The sequence below is a fragment of the Bradyrhizobium sp. YCK136 genome (assembly GCF_044570075.1).
Lineage (GTDB): Bacteria > Pseudomonadota > Alphaproteobacteria > Rhizobiales > Xanthobacteraceae > Bradyrhizobium > Bradyrhizobium diazoefficiens.
This window is the reverse complement of record NZ_CP172424.1, coordinates 719,211-735,563: the sequence shown is the minus strand read 5'-3', so window position 1 is coordinate 735,563 and position 16,353 is coordinate 719,211. Positions and strand designations below refer to the sequence as shown.

The 16,353-nt window shown below is 65.3% G+C and carries 14 protein-coding genes; 9 read left to right on the top strand and 5 right to left on the bottom strand.

The genetic code is table 11. The features are described from left to right. The first annotated feature begins 91 nt into the window (after positions 1–91). Both lepA and ACFLEY_RS03530 read left to right on the top strand, forming a co-directional pair. Positions 92–1,903: a translation elongation factor 4 gene (gene lepA / locus ACFLEY_RS03535; protein WP_060910014.1), complete on the top strand. Its 1,812-nt coding sequence runs from the start codon at positions 92–94 to the stop codon at positions 1,901–1,903. Between the two features lie 459 nt (positions 1,904–2,362). Beyond that, positions 2,363–4,225 carry a caspase family protein gene (locus ACFLEY_RS03530; protein ID WP_060912846.1) on the top strand — a complete coding sequence of 621 codons (1,863 nt, stop codon included), beginning with the start codon at positions 2,363–2,365 and terminating at the stop codon, positions 4,223–4,225. 336 nt (positions 4,226–4,561) lie between these two features. Here ACFLEY_RS03530 and ACFLEY_RS03525 read toward each other — a convergent pair whose 3' ends face one another. From ACFLEY_RS03525 to ACFLEY_RS03515, 3 genes are all read right to left on the bottom strand, one after another. Beyond that, the gene (locus tag ACFLEY_RS03525; protein ID WP_038967708.1) at positions 4,562–4,978 is read right to left on the bottom strand and encodes an SRPBCC family protein; all 417 of its coding nucleotides are present in this window, start codon (positions 4,976–4,978) and stop codon (positions 4,562–4,564) included. A gap of 187 nt (positions 4,979–5,165) precedes the next feature. After that, positions 5,166–6,419 carry a serine hydrolase gene (locus tag ACFLEY_RS03520; RefSeq protein WP_060910013.1) on the bottom strand — a complete coding sequence of 418 codons (1,254 nt, stop codon included), beginning with the start codon at positions 6,417–6,419 and terminating at the stop codon, positions 5,166–5,168. 223 nt (positions 6,420–6,642) lie between these two features. Continuing rightward, entirely contained in the window at positions 6,643–7,332 is a 690-nt protein-coding gene (locus ACFLEY_RS03515; protein WP_060910012.1) for an aspartate/glutamate racemase family protein, read from the bottom strand. Between the two features lie 170 nt (positions 7,333–7,502). On the opposite strand from ACFLEY_RS03515, the gene ACFLEY_RS03510 reads away from it, so the two are divergent. Then, a complete protein-coding gene (locus tag ACFLEY_RS03510) occupies positions 7,503–7,772 on the top strand; it encodes a hypothetical protein (RefSeq protein ID WP_060910011.1) in 270 nt (89 codons plus the stop codon). A 137-nt stretch (positions 7,773–7,909) separates the two neighbouring features. Beyond that, a complete protein-coding gene (locus ACFLEY_RS03505) occupies positions 7,910–9,061 on the top strand; it encodes an acyl-CoA dehydrogenase family protein (RefSeq protein ID WP_060910010.1) in 1,152 nt (383 codons plus the stop codon). Between the two features lie 250 nt (positions 9,062–9,311). On the opposite strand, the gene ACFLEY_RS03500 is transcribed toward ACFLEY_RS03505, so the two are convergent. Together ACFLEY_RS03500 and ACFLEY_RS03495 are read right to left on the bottom strand one after the other, a co-directional pair. Further along, positions 9,312–11,483 (bottom strand): putative bifunctional diguanylate cyclase/phosphodiesterase, encoded by a 2,172-nt coding sequence (locus ACFLEY_RS03500; protein WP_396604513.1) that lies wholly within the window; start codon positions 11,481–11,483, stop codon positions 9,312–9,314. Positions 11,484–11,873: 390 nt separating this feature from the next. Further along, the gene (locus ACFLEY_RS03495; RefSeq protein ID WP_249162929.1) at positions 11,874–11,957 is read right to left on the bottom strand and encodes a hypothetical protein; all 84 of its coding nucleotides are present in this window, start codon (positions 11,955–11,957) and stop codon (positions 11,874–11,876) included. Positions 11,958–12,204: 247 nt separating this feature from the next. Between ACFLEY_RS03495 and mepA the strand changes: the two genes are divergently transcribed. The 5 genes from mepA (at position 12,205) to modC (ending at position 16,343) form a co-directional block, all read left to right on the top strand. After that, entirely contained in the window at positions 12,205–13,149 is a 945-nt protein-coding gene (gene mepA / locus ACFLEY_RS03490; RefSeq protein WP_060912845.1) for a penicillin-insensitive murein endopeptidase, read from the top strand. Between the two features lie 323 nt (positions 13,150–13,472). After that, positions 13,473–13,976 carry a hypothetical protein gene (locus tag ACFLEY_RS03485; protein WP_060910008.1) on the top strand — a complete coding sequence of 168 codons (504 nt, stop codon included), beginning with the start codon at positions 13,473–13,475 and terminating at the stop codon, positions 13,974–13,976. A gap of 210 nt (positions 13,977–14,186) precedes the next feature. Further along, positions 14,187–14,969 (top strand): molybdate ABC transporter substrate-binding protein, encoded by a 783-nt coding sequence (gene modA / locus ACFLEY_RS03480; protein WP_060910007.1) that lies wholly within the window; start codon positions 14,187–14,189, stop codon positions 14,967–14,969. Between the two features lie 13 nt (positions 14,970–14,982). Continuing rightward, positions 14,983–15,678, top strand: coding sequence for a molybdate ABC transporter permease subunit (modB, locus tag ACFLEY_RS03475; RefSeq protein WP_011090882.1), 696 nt, complete (start codon positions 14,983–14,985; stop codon positions 15,676–15,678). A gap of 2 nt (positions 15,679–15,680) precedes the next feature. Continuing rightward, on the top strand, positions 15,681–16,343 hold the full coding sequence (gene modC / locus ACFLEY_RS03470; RefSeq protein ID WP_060910006.1) for a molybdenum ABC transporter ATP-binding protein: 663 nt from the start codon (positions 15,681–15,683) through the stop codon (positions 16,341–16,343). The last annotated feature ends 10 nt before the right edge of the window (positions 16,344–16,353 follow it).

Sequence of the window (16,353 nt, the reverse complement as noted above, 5' to 3'; positions counted from 1 at the left end):
GCCCGTCGTGGAATCAGCTTGGCGTGAAGAAAGGCCCTGAAAATACAGCAATATGGTTGCCGCACGGGGATGTGAGTGGTATCCCGCGCCCATGACGACCGTCCCCATTTCCAACATCCGCAATTTCTCCATCGTCGCCCATATCGACCATGGCAAATCGACGCTGGCCGACCGCCTGATCCAGATGACCGGCGGCCTCACCGACCGCGAAATGGCGGGCAAGGAGCAGGTGCTCGATTCCATGGATATCGAGCGCGAGCGCGGCATCACCATCAAGGCGCAGACGGTCCGGCTCGCCTACCGCGCCAAGGACGGCAAGGACTACATCTTCAACCTGATGGACACGCCCGGCCATGTCGACTTCGCCTACGAAGTCTCGCGGTCGCTGGCGGCCTGCGAGGGTTCCCTGCTGGTGGTCGACGCCAGCCAGGGCGTCGAAGCGCAGACGCTCGCCAACGTCTACCAGGCGCTCGACAACAATCACGAGATCGTTCCGGTCCTGAACAAGGTCGACCTGCCGGCCGCCGAGCCCGAGAAGGTCAAGCAGCAGATCGAGGACGTCATCGGCATCGACGCCTCGGACGCGGTGATGATCTCGGCCAAGACCGGCCTCGGCGTGCCCGACGTGCTGGAAGCCATCGTCACCCGCCTGCCGCCGCCGAAGGGCGACCGCGATGCGACCTTGAAGGCGCTGCTGGTCGACAGCTGGTACGACGTCTATCTCGGCGTCGTCGTTCTGATCCGCGTCGTCGACGGCGTCATGAAGAAGGGTAGCCGCGTGCGCATGATGGGCACGGGCGCTGCCTACGACGTCGAGCGCGTCGGCTTCTTCACGCCGAAGATGACGCAGGTCGACGAGCTCGGCCCCGGCGAGATCGGCTTCATCACCGCCGCGATCAAGGAAGTCGCCGACACCCGCGTCGGCGACACCATCACCGACGACAGGAAGCCGGTCACGGAAATGCTGCCGGGCTTCAAGCCGGCGATCCCGGTGGTGTTCTGCGGCCTGTTCCCGGTCGACGCCGACGATTTCGAGACGCTGCGCGCCGCGATGGGCAAGCTGCGCCTCAACGACGCCAGCTTCTCGTTCGAGATGGAAACCTCCGCGGCGCTCGGCTTCGGCTTCCGCTGCGGCTTCCTCGGCCTGCTGCACCTCGAGATCATCCAGGAGCGGCTGTCGCGCGAGTTCGACCTCAATCTGATCGCGACCGCGCCGAGCGTCATCTACAAGATGAAGCTGACCGACGGCACCGAGCTCGAGATCCACAATCCCGTCGACATGCCCGACGTGGTCAAGATCGCGGAGATCCAGGAGCCCTGGATCGAGGCGACGATCCTCACGCCCGACGAATATCTCGGCAGCGTGCTGAAGCTGTGCCAGGACCGCCGCGGCTCGCAGAAGGAGCTGACCTATGTCGGCGCCCGCGCGATGGTGAAATACGACCTGCCGCTGAACGAGGTCGTGTTCGACTTCTACGATCGCTTGAAGTCGGTCTCCAAGGGCTACGCCTCGTTCGACTATCATCTCACCGACTACAAGCCGGCCGATCTCGTCAAGATGCAGATCCTGGTCAATGCCGAGCCGGTGGACGCGCTCTCGATGCTGGTCCACCGCACCCGCGCGGAAGGGCGCGGCCGCGCCATGGTCGAGAAGATGAAGGAGCTGATCCCGCCGCACATGTTCCAGATCCCGATCCAGGCGGCGATCGGCGGCAAGGTGATCGCCCGCGAGACGGTCCGCGCGCTGCGCAAGGACGTCACCGCGAAGTGCTACGGCGGCGACATCACGCGCAAGCGCAAGCTTCTGGAGAAGCAGAAGGAAGGCAAGAAGAAGATGCGGCAGTTCGGCAAGGTCGACATCCCGCAGGAAGCCTTCATTGCCGCGCTGAAGGTGGATAGCTGAGGCTGCTGCCCGGACCAGTTTTGACGTAACGAGACTGGTCAGGCCCCGCTATCCGTGGCCGGCAAACAAAAACCGCGAAAATAACCCCATGCACAGTAGCCGGCCCCTTGTCGGCATTGCGCTTTTTCGAATTTTCGATTTTACGAAATCGATTTGACCCGTCGGGCAAAACAGGGGCATGATGGCATCATGGCAGCGGGTGCGACGCGGGCGCTCATCAGGGCGCATCATCTCGACCGCCGACCGATTGGCAACCTCTGATCTCGATATCCAGGCGCCACGTCGATGACGCTTACGTCGGCTTCTGGCCAATCAACCGACCTGCCAAGCGCTTCTCCTCGAAGACCGCTTCCGACCCGAAGGTAACACGCCGAAGGCCTGAGTGATCAACATCACAGATCCAAGACTTGCCTTTCGGCAGGCTCCGCATACGCTGCGCACGTGATGTTCGGGGCTGCGATGGGCGCATTTCGCTGGTTTTCATTGTTATTCGTCGTCTGGCTAACCTGCGGTTCGGCGCACGCCGAGCGCCGCGTCGCGCTCGTTATTGGCAATTCGGCCTACAAGAGCGTGCCGAGGCTTGCGAACCCGGTGAATGATGCCGCTCTGGTCGGTGGCATGTTCAAGAAGGCCGGATTCGACAGCGTCGACATCAAGCTCGACCTCACCGTGGTCGATATGCGCAAGGCGCTTCGCGAGTTTGCAGGCAAGGCTCGCGAGGCGGAAGTCGCCGTCATCTATTACGCCGGCCACGGGATCGAGTTGGACGGCAACAACTATCTGATCCCGACCGATGCTGCCCTGGAGACGGACAACGACGTGTTCGACGAGGCGTTTCCTCTCGACCGAGTGTTGTTTGCCATCGAACCGGCCAAACAGCTCCGCCTCGTCATTCTCGACGCCTGCCGCGACAACCCCTTTGCCAAGACAATGAAGCGCACGGTTGCCGCGCGCTCCATCGGACGTGGTCTTGCCAAGGTCGAGCCGACCAGTTCGAACACCATGATCGCCTACGCTGCGAAGGCGGGCTCGACCGCCTCCGATGGCGACTCGAAGAACAGCCCGTTCGCGGCCGCGCTCGTCGAGCGTCTGCCCACACCGGGCGTCGACCTGCGCAAGGCCTTCGGCTTCGTGCGCGACGATGTCCTCAAGAACACCGGCTACAAGCAGGAGCCCTACGTCTACGGCTCGCTCGGCGGTGACGACGTCCCCCTGGTCCAGGCCAAGCCGGCAGCCGCATCCGGGCCTCAGGCGAGCCCCGATGACGCCGTCCGTCGGGATTATGAGCTGGCTCTGCAGATCGGCACGAGAGAGGTTTGGACGGCTTTCCTCGCGAAGTATGCCGACGGGTTCTACGCCAGCCTGGCCAAGGGGCAATTGAACCGAATCGCAGCAGAAGAGACGCGCGCCGCCGCCGCCGACAAGGCGCGGCAGGCCGAAGACGAGAAAGCGCGGCTTGCGGCGGAGCGGGCCAGGAAGGCGGAGCAAGACAGGGCGGCGGCAGCCGCCAAGGCCGCCGAAGATGCGCGGATTGCGGCTGAGAAGGCCAAGCAGGTCGAAGAGGCCAAGGCCGCCGCGGCCGAGCAGCGCAGGAAAGAGGCCGAGGCCGCAGCAGCCAAAGCGCTCGCCGACAAGCAGGCAGCCGAGAAGGCCCTTGCGGACAAACAGGCCGCCGACAAAGCCGCTACCGAGAAAGCCGCCGCAGAACTGGCGGCGAAGAAGGCCGCCGAGAAGCCCGCAGGCGCGGATGGTGAACAGAAGGTCGCGGCGCTCGCGCCGCCGTCGGCGCAGCCTGCCATGTCACCCCAGGAGGTCGCGAAATCGGTGCAGTCGGAATTGCGCCGGGTCGGGTGCCTGACTGCGTCGGCTGACGGTGACTGGAATACGACGTCACAGCGCTCGCTGACGCTGTTCAACAAGTATGCCGGAACGAAACTCGACGCCAGGCTCGCCAGCTTCGACGCGCTGGACGCCATCAAGGCGAAGCCGGGCCGGGTCTGCCCGCTGGTGTGCGACCATGGCTTCAGGGCCGACGGCGATGCCTGCGTCAAGATCACATGCCGCGCCGGCTCCCGCGTCAACGACGACAACGAATGCGAGAAGATCCCGGAGAGGAAACCCACGGCCGCGCGCGAGAATGCAAAGGGACGAGACGAGCAGCGCAAGCAGGTTGAATCGGCACCGACCAAGCCGCAGAGCACCGGCCAGATGGTTTGCAATGCGGCGGGATGCCGCCCAGTACGTCCGGGATGCAAGCTCGGCTATGCAAGGTCCGGGCAGGGCGTGACGGTCGCTGAAGGGACCCGGGAAGTCTGCAATTGAGGCGACGGGGGATAGATTTGCGGCGATGAAAGAGATTTCCCCTGGATAGTGAGCGCTTCGTTCCAACTCTCGATGATCGGGTGTACGGAAAGCCAGTGTCCGCCTTTCCTAAAGCGGTGACACAGCGCCTCGTCGGCTCTTGGCCATCGCGCCGGCGAGCGCAACGCAGCGGCTTGTCCGGAGCCCGGCGCAAGCCGGAGGTCGCCGGCTGAGGGGTAAACCGACGCGGTTGCCCCCAAGCCGGCTATTCCCCGACTGTTCAGTTCCTGTCAGGTGCTCCGCCCGGAAAGCCGACGACGCCCGTCAGGGACCTCCATCTCGTGCCCCCGCGCGGCTTCACGACGTCTTCTGCTTCGCTTCGACGTATCGCGCGAAGTTGTCGAGGATCGCCTGCCAGCCGCCCTGCTGCTGCTCGACCGAGTGGGTCGGCTCGCTATCGAAGACAACGCGGACGACAATGCCATTCGAGCCCGGCACGAACTCAACCTCGGCCTTGCGATCGCCGAACGCATATTCGATCAGCTTGTGTTCGACGATCTTGGTGTAGGTGCCGGCGAAGTCAAAGCCCATGCTGCCGTCCTTGGCCTCCATGCGAGACGAGAAGATGCCGCCTTCTCGCAGGTCGACCGTCGCCTTGGTTGTATGCCAGTCGTCGGACGCCGCGTTCCACTTCACGATGTCGGCAGGCGTCGTATAGGCACGCCAGACCTGATCGATGGGGGCTGCCACGGTGGTTTCGACGGTGATCCTCATGAACATTGCTCCTGGTTCGATTTTGACGGTCGAGGTGACGGCATCACTGACGTGTGCGAGGTCCATCCAAGGACGATCGAGACTGGTCCGTGCCGACATGGTCGTGTCGTGAATGTCCAGAAAAAGCAAACCCGTCACACTGAAGGGCGAGCAAATGCGCGGTCATGAGGTCCAAGGCGCTGTCAGATCATTGCCCGAGCTGTTGAAGCACGGCGGACCACAACGCAAGCGGCTCCCTGAGGGCTCCCGGTTCGGACGGCTTCTGGCGAACGGCGGTGTGCACCATGACGAGCTTCGAGGCCGGATCGACCAGGATGACCTGACCGCGGATGCCGAGCAGGGCAAATCTGCGCTGCTCGCCGGGCAGGAGCCACACCTGATAGCCGTAGCCGAAATAGGGTGTGGCCACGCGCGGAGCGAGATGACCGTCGTCTGGCCTGACGGTCGTGGCATCCAGCAGCCATTGCCGGGGGATCAACTGACGGCCTTCCCAGGCGCCGTCATGCGCGAGCAGCCGGGCGAGGCGCGCATAGTCGCGCAAGGTTGCGTTGAAGCAGCAAAAGGCGATCTCCTGCCCGCTGCCGTCGATCGCCCATGAGGCATCCGCTTCGGTGCCGATGGCATCCCAGATCCGGTCGTGGAGATAGTCGGCAACCGGCGTGCCCGTTGCGGAGCGCAGGACCAGGCCCAAGATCTCGGTTTCCACACTGGCATAGTGCCATCGGGTCCCCGGCGGTGCGGTTCTTGTATTGAATTGTGCGACGACGGCGGCGGGATCTTTCGGCTCTTCAACGAACAGGGCTCGCCCAAGCCGGGCTATGTCATCTTGCCCGTCATAGACCTCGGAAAATTCGACGCCCGACGACATGTTCAGCAGGGCCCGGATGGAGGTGCTTCCATATTCCGTTCCCGCAAGGCCGGAGACGTAGGTCGAGACGGGATCGTCGATCGACTTGATCCGTCCCTCCGAGACCGCGATCCCGACCAGCATGCCCACCAGCGTCTTGGCCATGGACTGCGAGAGAAAGCGGTCGTGGTCGGTCCGCGCATATTGATAGTGCTCGTACAGGATTGTGTCGTCCCTGGCGATCAGGAGTCCCGTCACCGGGTTGCGCTTGAGGTAATCCGCGATGCTCAGCCGTTCCGTACCGAAACTGTAGGTGATCGCTGGCTCCGGCGCGCGCTTGAACTGCCAGGGCGCCGTCGCCCGACCGATCGGGCGCGAGGGATAGATCTCGCCGAAATGGCTGTAGACGCCGACGAGCTTGTCGATCTGGGTGGTGGTCCCCCGCGTGCCGACCGGATAGCCGGACGCCGCGCCGTAGAGCTCGGCATCGGGGCCGCTCTCCGAAAAGACCGGTCCCGCCTCGCCGGGAAAGCTTCGGACGTCCTGTGCGCAGGCCAGGGGCGCCCAGAGCGCGGAGGCGAGAATGACAGGCAAGAAAAGCCCCCGGCACCCGCGGGGCTTGCTGAGTGCTCCCCAATTCATCGTACTTGTCTCCTCACACATTTTTGTTTGTGTGCGTTTATGAGAACAACCTCGCAGACCGGTGACGGAGGCATGCTATCATTACGGGTAGACGGTGTCAGCATGTGGCCCATCGCCGACGTCGGCCGAATTCCGCGCTGCAGATGACAGACCTCTCGCGCCACCGAGACATCCATCATCCGATCGCGAAATCAGCCGCTGTCTCGGCGTGGATCGCCGTCGTGTCGAACGTCTCGACCGTCGTGTCGCCCTGCCCGACCAGCATCGTGATCTCGGTGCAGCCGAGGATGATGCACTCGGCACCACGGGCGACCAGCGCCGCCATCACCTCCCGATAGCGGCAACGCGAGGGGGCGGCGACGTTTCCAAGGCACAGCTCGTCGTAGATGATGCGGTTGACGTCGGCCCGCGCCTCGGCGGGAGGAACGAGGACGTCGAGATCATGCGCGCGCAGCCGGTCGATGTAGAAGTCTTCCTCCATCGTGAACTTCGTGCCGAGCAACCCGACGCGCCGGTATCCTTTGGACCGGATGCGCTGTGCCGTTGAGTCGCCGATATGGATGAAGGGAATGGTCAGCTTCGCCACGATCTCGGGCGCCAGCTTGTGCATCGTGTTGGTGCACAATACGATCGCCCGCGCGCCGGCGCTTTCCAGGCGCAGCGCGACCTCGGCGAGGCTGCTTGCGGCCTCCTGCCAGCGGCCGGCGTACTGCATCTCCTTGATCTCCTGAAAATCGAAGGAATACATCAGCAACGGGGCCGAGTGCAGCTTGCCCATGCGGTCGCGGACACGCTCGTTGATCAGCTTGTAATAGAGCGCGGTGCTCTCCCAGCTCATGCCTCCGATCAGGCCAATGGTTCGCATCCCGGCGTCTCCCAAAACTCGCTCGATGGATCGTAGACGAAGACGCGGAAGCTCGCCATGACCCGATTGAACCAGCCGCAAGTCCGGCTACACCAAACAAGGTCGTGCCGCTGCAATAGCCGCCGTTTCTCGCAGATGGATGCGCGATACGGATGAAGCGGGGTGCCTGCATGCGGTTTTTCCTGTGTGAGATCGTCGCCCGAATCGTCGCGATCTATCTGTGCGTCGATTGCAGCCGCATGCTGCGCGACGGCTATACCGAGAGGCAAATCAGGGCTTCCAGTCCCGATCTCGTGGTCTGTCTGCTGGACTGGTCGAGGCAGGTTTTCCAGAGGGACACCGCGCCGGTCCAGTACTGGATCGAAATGGGCCATCAGGCCATCTGCCTTTTGGCGTGCCTCGTCGTCGCGACCTTCGGGTGGTGGCTGCCGAACGGCTGAGCAGCCGGCGATGGCGTTCCGGGACCGCAACCGACCTCGCCCTGGGGCGAGCGAGCGCGGGCAATCTTGATCCTCCCTGCCAAATAGACCACCATCGCTTGTCTTACCGCTCACGGCAGAATGGCGAGGAAACGCAGATGAACGCAACTCGCGGGTTTGGCCTGGTTGAGCGGGCGCGGGCCATCGCACCACTGATCGCGGGCGAGGCCGACGAGATCGAGCGGACGCGGAGGCTGACGCCGGCCGTCGTTTCAGCGCTGGTCGAGAACGGGCTCTATCGCGCGCTGCTGCCGCAGAGCCTTGGTGGCACGGAAGCTCCGATCGAAGCCTTCATGCAGATGCTGGAGGAGATCGCGAAGGCGGACGCCTCCACGGCCTGGTGTCTCGGCCAGTGCTGCGTCTGCGCGATGATCGCGGCCTCGCTCGACCGCGACACCGCGCACGAGATCTTCAACACACAGCCGGGCATCCTCGCCTGGGGTGCGATCGCGCATGAGGCGCGCGCGGTCGAGGGCGGCTATCGCGTCACCGCGCGCTGGGATTTTGCCTCGGGCTCGCGGCAGGCGAACTGGCTGGGGGCGCATGTCCGCATCGTCGGCGCCGACGCTGTGCCGCGAAAAAATGCCGACGGCTCGCCAGAGGTGCGCACCATCCTGTTTCCGGCAGAGAGCGCCGTGCTGCACGACGTGTGGCAGGCGATCGGGCTCGCCGGCACCGGCACGGATTCCTATGAGGTGAGCGACCTCTTCATCCCCGAGCGCTTCACCGCGTTCCGCGACGTGCCGTCCGCGCTGCGCGAGAAGGGGCCGCTCTACAGGATCGGCACCGGCTCGACCTTCAGCCTCGGCTTTGCCGCGGTCTCGCTCGGCGTCGCGCGCGCCACGCTGGATGCCGCAATCGCACTGGCGCGCGGCAAGCACCAGTCGCTGGCGGCCAGCGCCATGCGCGACAACCACGCGGTCCACGGCCTGATCGGCCGCACCGAGGGCGACCTTCGCGCCGCGCGCGCCTATCTCTACGCCACCGCAAATGCGATGTGGCGCGACCTGTCAGCGACCGGCGAATTCAGCGCGGCGCATCGCAGCGCGGTTCGCCTCGCCGCGACCTGGACCATCCACCAGTCGGCCAAGGTGGTGGACGCCGCCTACCACATGGCCGGCGCCACGGCCGTGTTCCGCAGCAATCCGTTCGAACGGCGGTTCCGCGACATGCACGCCATCGCGCAGCAGATCCAGGCGCGCGACACGCATTATGAGGATGTGGGGAAGGCGATTTTAGCGGGCAATTGAGGCGGAGTGATAGCCGCACGGCCGGTGCGCTCCCTCCCCCGCTTGCGGGGTCGCGACGAGCTTCGCTCGCGCTGAGAGGGTTGGGGAGAGGGTGGCTCCAGAATCGAGAACCCCCAAGAGGAGAGAACCCTCACCCGCGCCTTCGGCGCGACCTCTCCCGCAAGCGGGAGAGGTTAACCGAGAGAGTGGCGCGTCCCTTACATTGGGAATTCACGGTGAGCTGCGAAGAATGGCCGGAGGAGCATGACGATCACGCCACCATCGCGGCGTCTTCCTCGTCGGCGGCATCGATGCCGCGCTGCGCGGCGAGCAGGCTGATGATCTCGATATTGGGGCGGGCCTTGCTAAACAGAAAACCCTGGCCTTCGTCGCAGCCTTCGGCCCGGAGGCAGCTCAGCTCGGCCTCGGTCTCGACGCCTTCGGCGGTGATGGTGACGCCAAGACCTTTGCCGAGGCTGACGATGGAGCGGATGATCGCCTGGGCCTCGCGGTTGGCGCCGAGATCGCGCACGAAGGACTGGTCGATCTTGATCTTGTCGAAGGGGAAGCTGCGCAGATAGCTGAGGCTGGAATAGCCGGTGCCGAAATCGTCCATCGAGATGCGTACCCCGAGCGCGCGCAGCGCATGCAGCGTCGCCAGCACCTGGGCGCTCTTCTCCAGCAGCAGCGTCTCGGTGATCTCGAGCTCGAGCCGCCGCGGCGGCAGGCCGGAATATTTCAGCGCGTCCGTCACCATCGAGAGTAGGTTGCCGCTGCGGAACTGGAGCGGCGACAGATTGACGGCGACGCGGACGTCGTCGGGCCAGGTCGCGGCGTCGAGGCAAGCGCGGCGCAGCATCAAGCCGCCGAGCGGATTGATCAGGCCGGTTTCCTCGGCGACAGGGATGAACTCCGCCGGCGAGACCATGCCGCGCTCGGCATGCGGCCAGCGCACCAGCGCCTCGAAGCCGGTGATGCGGCCGCTCGAGAGGTCGATCAGCGGCTGGTAGTACGGCCGCAACACGTCGTTCTGGATCGCGTCGCGCAGCTCGACCTCGATCTTGCGCCGGCTCTGCGCTTTCGCATGCAGCGCCGCCTCGAAGAAGGCGAAGGTGCCGCGCGCGTCCAGCTTGGCGCGCGACAGCGCCATGTCGGCGCTCTTGAGCAGCTTTTCGGAATCGTCGCCGTCGGCCGGCGCTATCGCGATGCCGATGGAGGCGCCGATCACCACGGAATGGCCGTCGAGCAGATAGGGATCGGCGATGGCCTCCAGCAGGCGCTTGGCCAGCATCACCGCGTCCTCGGGACGGGTCAGCCCGCTCTGCACGATCGCGAACTCGTCCGAATTGAGCCGCGCCAGCGCGTCCTCTTCGCGCAAGGTGGAGCGCAGCCGCTTGGCGACACCGCGCAAGAGCTTGTCGCCGACGGCGTGTCCCAGCGTCTCGTTGACCGCCTTGAAATTGTCCAGCCCCAGCATCAGCACCGCGACCTTCTCGGAACTGCGGCGCGTGTGCAGCAGCATCTCGTCGACCTGCTGGCGCAGCAGGTTGCGGTTCGGCAGGCCGGTGAGCCCGTCATGCTGGGCCATGAAGGCCAGCCGCGCCTCGGCGCGCTTGCGCTCGGTGATGTCCATCAGCGCGAGCAGCACCGCGGGCCGCTCGGCATAGGTCAATTCGCGCGAATAGATCGCAAGGTCGATCAGCGCGCCGTCGGCCTTGACGTGCTTCCAGGTGCGCGCGGCCTGCTCGTCGCTGGAGCGGTCGGTGGTCCAGGGCGGCTCGCTGTCGAAGGCCTGCAAGGACCGGATCTTCAGCTTCTCGAACTCGGTGCGGCTATAGCCGTAATGGGCGACCGCGGCGTCGTTGACGCCGAGGATGCGCTCGTCGTCGAGCGCGCAGACGATCATGGGGACGGGATTGCCGTCGAACAGCAGGCGGAACGAGGCCTCGCGCTGCTTCAACTCGGTGATGTCGACGCGCACGCCGACGACGCCGCCGTCGTCGGTGCGGCGCTCCTCGATCAGGATGACACGGCCGTCCGACAGCGTCTGCTCGTGACGTGCGCCCGGCTGATAGAGCTTCTCCAGCCGCCGGGCGATCCACTCTTCCTCGTGGCCTGCGGCTTCCGGATAGTCGCCGCGGGCGACGCCGACGCGCAGCGTGTCTTCGAGGCGCGCGCCCTCCGCGAACAGATCGGCGGTCTTGCTGTAGATCTCGGAATATTGCTTGTTCCAGAGAACGTAGCGGCCTTCGGGGTCGAGAATCACGATGCCCTGCGGCAGCAGGTCGACGGCCTGGCGCAGCCGTTCGTGCGATTTGCGCGCCTCGATGATGGCCGCTTCGGCTTCCGCGCGGCTCTGCACGAGTTCGTCGTGCCTGGCGGGTCGATGCGAGGCGCGCGCGAAACGCGGCTTGCGCGGCCGCTCGCCGGCCGCAGCACGCACGTTGCGCTTTCGCTTTCCTGGTTTTCGAGACCCCAAACTCAACTTCACATGTCCCAGTCGCGCCCTGTGGCCGCAAGTCTTGAGGCAAGTCTTGGGGCAAGGGTCTGAAAAAAAAGTAATCTTCGCCGGCCCCGCGGCTCGCATGCATCCGCAGCCGTGCCTGTTTGCGAGGCGTGAAAGCCTCGGCGGGCGCAGCAAACCCGTTTCGCCGTCGCAATCGGACGGCGCGCTGGCGCAAAATTGCGCGCGCGCTTGAATCATTTCCGAAATCGCGCGCGATTGCATGCCGACCGCGGTTATTCCGCACGCCGCGCACGAATTTTGGTCAATGCAGGATACGGTTATCGGGCCGTTAAGAATCGGCTGGCCGGCATGCGACTTTGTGATGGTCTAATTGGAAATACGGATCGTCGTGTTGCGCGCACCCTCGCGCTGGACCAGCGCGAACAGGGCGGCCGCATGCGCGGGATGCAAGCGGACACAGCCGTGCGAGGCCGGCCCGCGCCGGCGTCACCCAATATCCCGCCAGCACAAGCGCCGCAGTCACGCCCCGCATCGCGAGCCGTGCACATTGCCGGTTCATGACCAAAGCCCCGCAGCTTTTTGTCCGGCCAGCATGGTGTCGGGGCCGGACCGCGGCTGTAAAGACACCGTGAGGCGGCGGCCGGTCGAAAGCCTAATTCTTAACCCTGACGCAGCGTTGGGCTATAAGGTGATCAGCATGAGTCCCCGCCGCCTCGTCCCTCTCCTGCTTTTCGCGACACTCCTGACCGCCGGCGGCGCGCTGGCCCAGGACAAGGGCAGCGTGAACCCAAAGCCGCTGCCGCCGCTCGCCAACCCCAACGATCCCAGCATCGGCGCCAAGGAGCTGTTCGCGCGAAAGCTGCTGCCCTCGAAGGGGCCGGCGCATGTCATCGGCTCCTACACCAAGGGCTGCATCGGCGGCGCCGAACGGATGCCGCTGAACGGCGACAATTGGCAGGTGATGCGGCTGTCGCGCAATCGCAATTTCGGCCACCCCGAGATGATCGCGCTGATCAAGCGGCTCGCGGCAAGGGCGCACAAGGACGCGGGCTGGCCGGGCATCCTGGTCGGCGACATCGCCCAGCCGCGCGGCGGGCCGGCGCTGTCGGGCCATGCCAGCCATCAGATCGGCCTCGATGCCGACATCTGGCTGACGCCGATGCCCGACCATCGGCTCTCGCGCGAGGAGCGCGAGGAAATGTCCGCGGTGATGATGGTGCGGCAGGACCGGCTCGACATCGACCCGAAGGTGTTCACGCCGTCCCACGTGCTGGTGCTGCGCGACGCCGCGCAGGAGCCGGCGGTGCAGCGCATCTTCGTCAATGCCGCGATCAAGAAGGCGCTGTGCCGCGAGGCCAAGGGCGACCGCTCCTGGCTGTCGAAGATCCGGCCATGGTGGGGCCATGACTATCACTTCCACATCCGCATGCGCTGCCCGCCGGGCGCCGGCGAATGCGAGGGCCAGCCGTCGCAGTCCGAGGACGAAGGCTGCAAGGAGGCCGATCTCGCCTACTGGTTCTCTGATGCCGTGCTGCACCCCAAGCCGCCGCCGGAGCCGCCAAAACCGAAACCGCCGATGACGCTGGCGCAGATGCCGGCGGCCTGCAAGGCGGTGCTGCACGCGGCGGATGCGAAACCGTAACGCTCTCCGCCGTCGTCCTGGCGAAAGCCAGGACCCATTACCCCAGGGAGGGGTCGTGGCGCGAGCTGGCAACCGCGAGTCCTCGCCAAACTACTCCCTGGGGTAATGGGTCCTGGATCGGCGCTCCGCTCCAGACAACGCTATGCGTTGTCAGGAGCTGCGCTTGTCCAGGACGACGATGGGTGGTTCGCTCCAGCCCAATGCGCTAGTATCGGCCTGCCGCCGCGCCGTAAGCCCGCGGCATCTCGGGACGCGCATCCCGTTCTTCAACAAGCCTGACCGCAAGCCCCGCGTCTTTCGCGTGGCCAACGATGAGATTTGACATGCGCATCCTCACCTTCCTCGCCGCGCTCACGCTCGGTGCGACCTCCGCTCTGGCCGCCGAAGAGCCGAGCGGCTGCGACAAGTTCAAATGGCCGATCGAGCGCGAGCGCGCCGCGCTGACGGCGCCGGACCGTGCGAAGCTCGTTTCGGGGAGCGAACAGGCCGCGCTGCCGTCATCGGCCATTACGCTGGGGCTGGTCGCCCCGAGCGAAGCAAAGCTGCCCACGCCGCCGGAGCGGGCGCCGAAGGACGGCACCTTTGCCGGTTTCACCGGCATCAAGACAACGAAAGCCGGGCTCTACACGATCAGCCTGTCGGCCGGCGCCTGGGTCGACGTGGTGCAGGACGGGCATGTCCTCAAGCCCGTGGCCTTCAGCGGCGCGACCGATTGCGACGGCATCCGCAAGACCATGAAATACGAGCTGTCGGCGCAGCCCTTGGTGCTCCAGGTCAGCGGCGCCAGGGACAATTTTATCTCGATCGCGATCCTGCCGAGCGAGTAGGCAAGGGTCGGACCAAAGGTCGCCTTTGACCTCAAAGGTCGCCTTTGACCTGTTCCGCCAGCCTGTTATGGTCGCGCCCAGCGATATCCCGAGGGACCGTAAGTCCGTCGGGCTCCCCGGAACAGCGCGTCCGCCGATCGCACCCCTGACTCAACCAACGCCGTCTTGCGTGCGCTATTGGCGCGCGCAGGCGCGCATGGAGCGCTCCCGATGTCCCGCCCTTCCGTACTTTTTTCCGCCTTCATCGTTTTGCTCGCGGCTTTGTCGCCCGCCGCCGCCGAGGACAAGACCATCACCGTGTTCGCCGCCGCCTCGATGAAGAACGCGCTCGACGAGATCGACGCGGCCTACACCGCGAAGACCGGCGTCAAGTTCAGCGTCAGCTATGCCGCAAGCTCGGTGCTCGCCAAGCAGATCGAGCAGGGCGCGCCGGCCGACGTGTTCGTCTCCGCCGACACCGACTGGATGGACTACGCGATCTCCAGGAAGACCATCAACGAGCCTTCCAGAGTCAACCTGCTCGGCAACAGCATCGTGCTGATCGCGCCGAAGGATTCCAAGATCGACAGCGTCGCCATCGCGCAGGGCTTCGACCTCGCCAAGCTCGCGGGCGACGGCAGGATCGCGACCGGCGACGTCAAGTCGGTGCCAGCAGGCAAATATGCCAAGGCTGCACTGGAGAAGCTCGGCGCGTGGCAGGCGGCCGAGCCGAAATTCGCCATGGCCGAGAGCGTGCGCGCCGCGCTGACGCTGGTCGCCCGCGGCGAGGCCGATCTCGGCATCGTCTATTCGACCGACGCCAAGGTCGAGCCGGGCGTCAAGATCGTCGGCACCTTCCCGGCGGACTCGCATCCCGCGATCATCTATCCCGTTGCCGCGACCGTGACCGCGAAGGGCGAGACCAGCGACTATCTCGCCTTCCTGCGCTCGACTGCGGCCAAGACGATCCTGGAAAAATACGGCTTCAAGTTCCTGATCAGCCCCACGACGTGATATCAGCGACTTGATGTCCGAGATCTCACCTGCCGAATGGACTGCGATCCTGCTCTCGCTCAGGGTCGCCGTGATCGCAACGCTGGTGGCGACGCCGTTCGGCATTGCGCTGGCATGGCTGCTCGCGCGACGCGATTTCTGGGGCAAGTCGCTGCTCGATGCGCTGGTGCACCTGCCGCTGGTGCTGCCGCCGGTCGTGACCGGCTATCTGCTGCTTCTCACCTTCGGCCGCCGCGGCCTCGTCGGCGGCTTCCTCGCCGACCATCTCGGCATCGTCTTCGCGTTCCGCTGGACCGGCGCGGCGCTCGCCTGCGGCGTGATGTCGTTTCCGCTGCTGGTACGCCCGATGCGGCTGTCGATCGAGGCGATCGACCGCAAGCTGGAGCAGGCCGCGGAGACGCTTGGCGCGGCACCGTGGAAAGTGTTCTTCACCGTGACGCTGCCGCTGGCGCTGCCCGGCGTGCTCGCCGGCATGGTGCTCGGCTTCGCGAAAGCGATCGGCGAGTTCGGCGCGACCATCACCTTCGTCTCCAACATTCCCGGCGAGACCCAGACGATTTCCTCGGCGATCTATTCGTTGATCCAGACGCCCGATGGCGATGCCGCGGCGGGCCGCCTCGTGATCGTCTCGGTCATCCTGGCGCTGGGTGCGCTGATTGCCGCCGAGTGGTTCGCCCGCCGCGCCACCGCGCGATTGCACGGGAATTGACCATGCTGCGGGTCGATGTCGAAAAGCAGCTCGGCGAGTTCTCGCTTCACGCATCGTTCACCGGCGAAGGGCGCGTCATCGGCCTGTTCGGTGCGTCAGGCGCCGGCAAGACCTCGCTGGTCAACATGATCGCCGGGCTCTTGCGGCCCGACCGCGGCACTATCGTGATCGACGGCGAGACCGTGGACGACACCGCGGCCGGCATTCATGTGCCGCCCTGGCGCCGCCGCATCGGCTATGTGTTCCAGGACGCGCGGCTGTTCCCGCATCTCAACGTTGCGCAGAATCTCGACTATGGACGACGGATGAACCGCCTTGCGCCCGATCCTGCCCAGCACAGGCGCGTCATCGACCTGCTCGACATCGGCGCCTTGCTTGACCGCCGTCCCGGAAAACTCTCCGGCGGCGAGCGCCAGCGCGTCGCGCTCGGCCGCGCGCTGTTGTCCAAACCGCGCTTGCTGCTGCTCGACGAGCCGCTCGGCGCGCTCGACGAAGGCCGCAAGCTCGAGATCCTGCCCTATCTGGTGCGGCTGCGGGATGAGGCCAACGTCCCCATGGTCTATGTCAGCCACGACGTCGCCGAGTTGCGCCAGCTCGCGACGCAAATCGTGATGCTGAAAGAGGGGCGCGTGACGTCGTTCGGCGGGGTGAAGGTGCTGACGTGAGGGGCTTGTG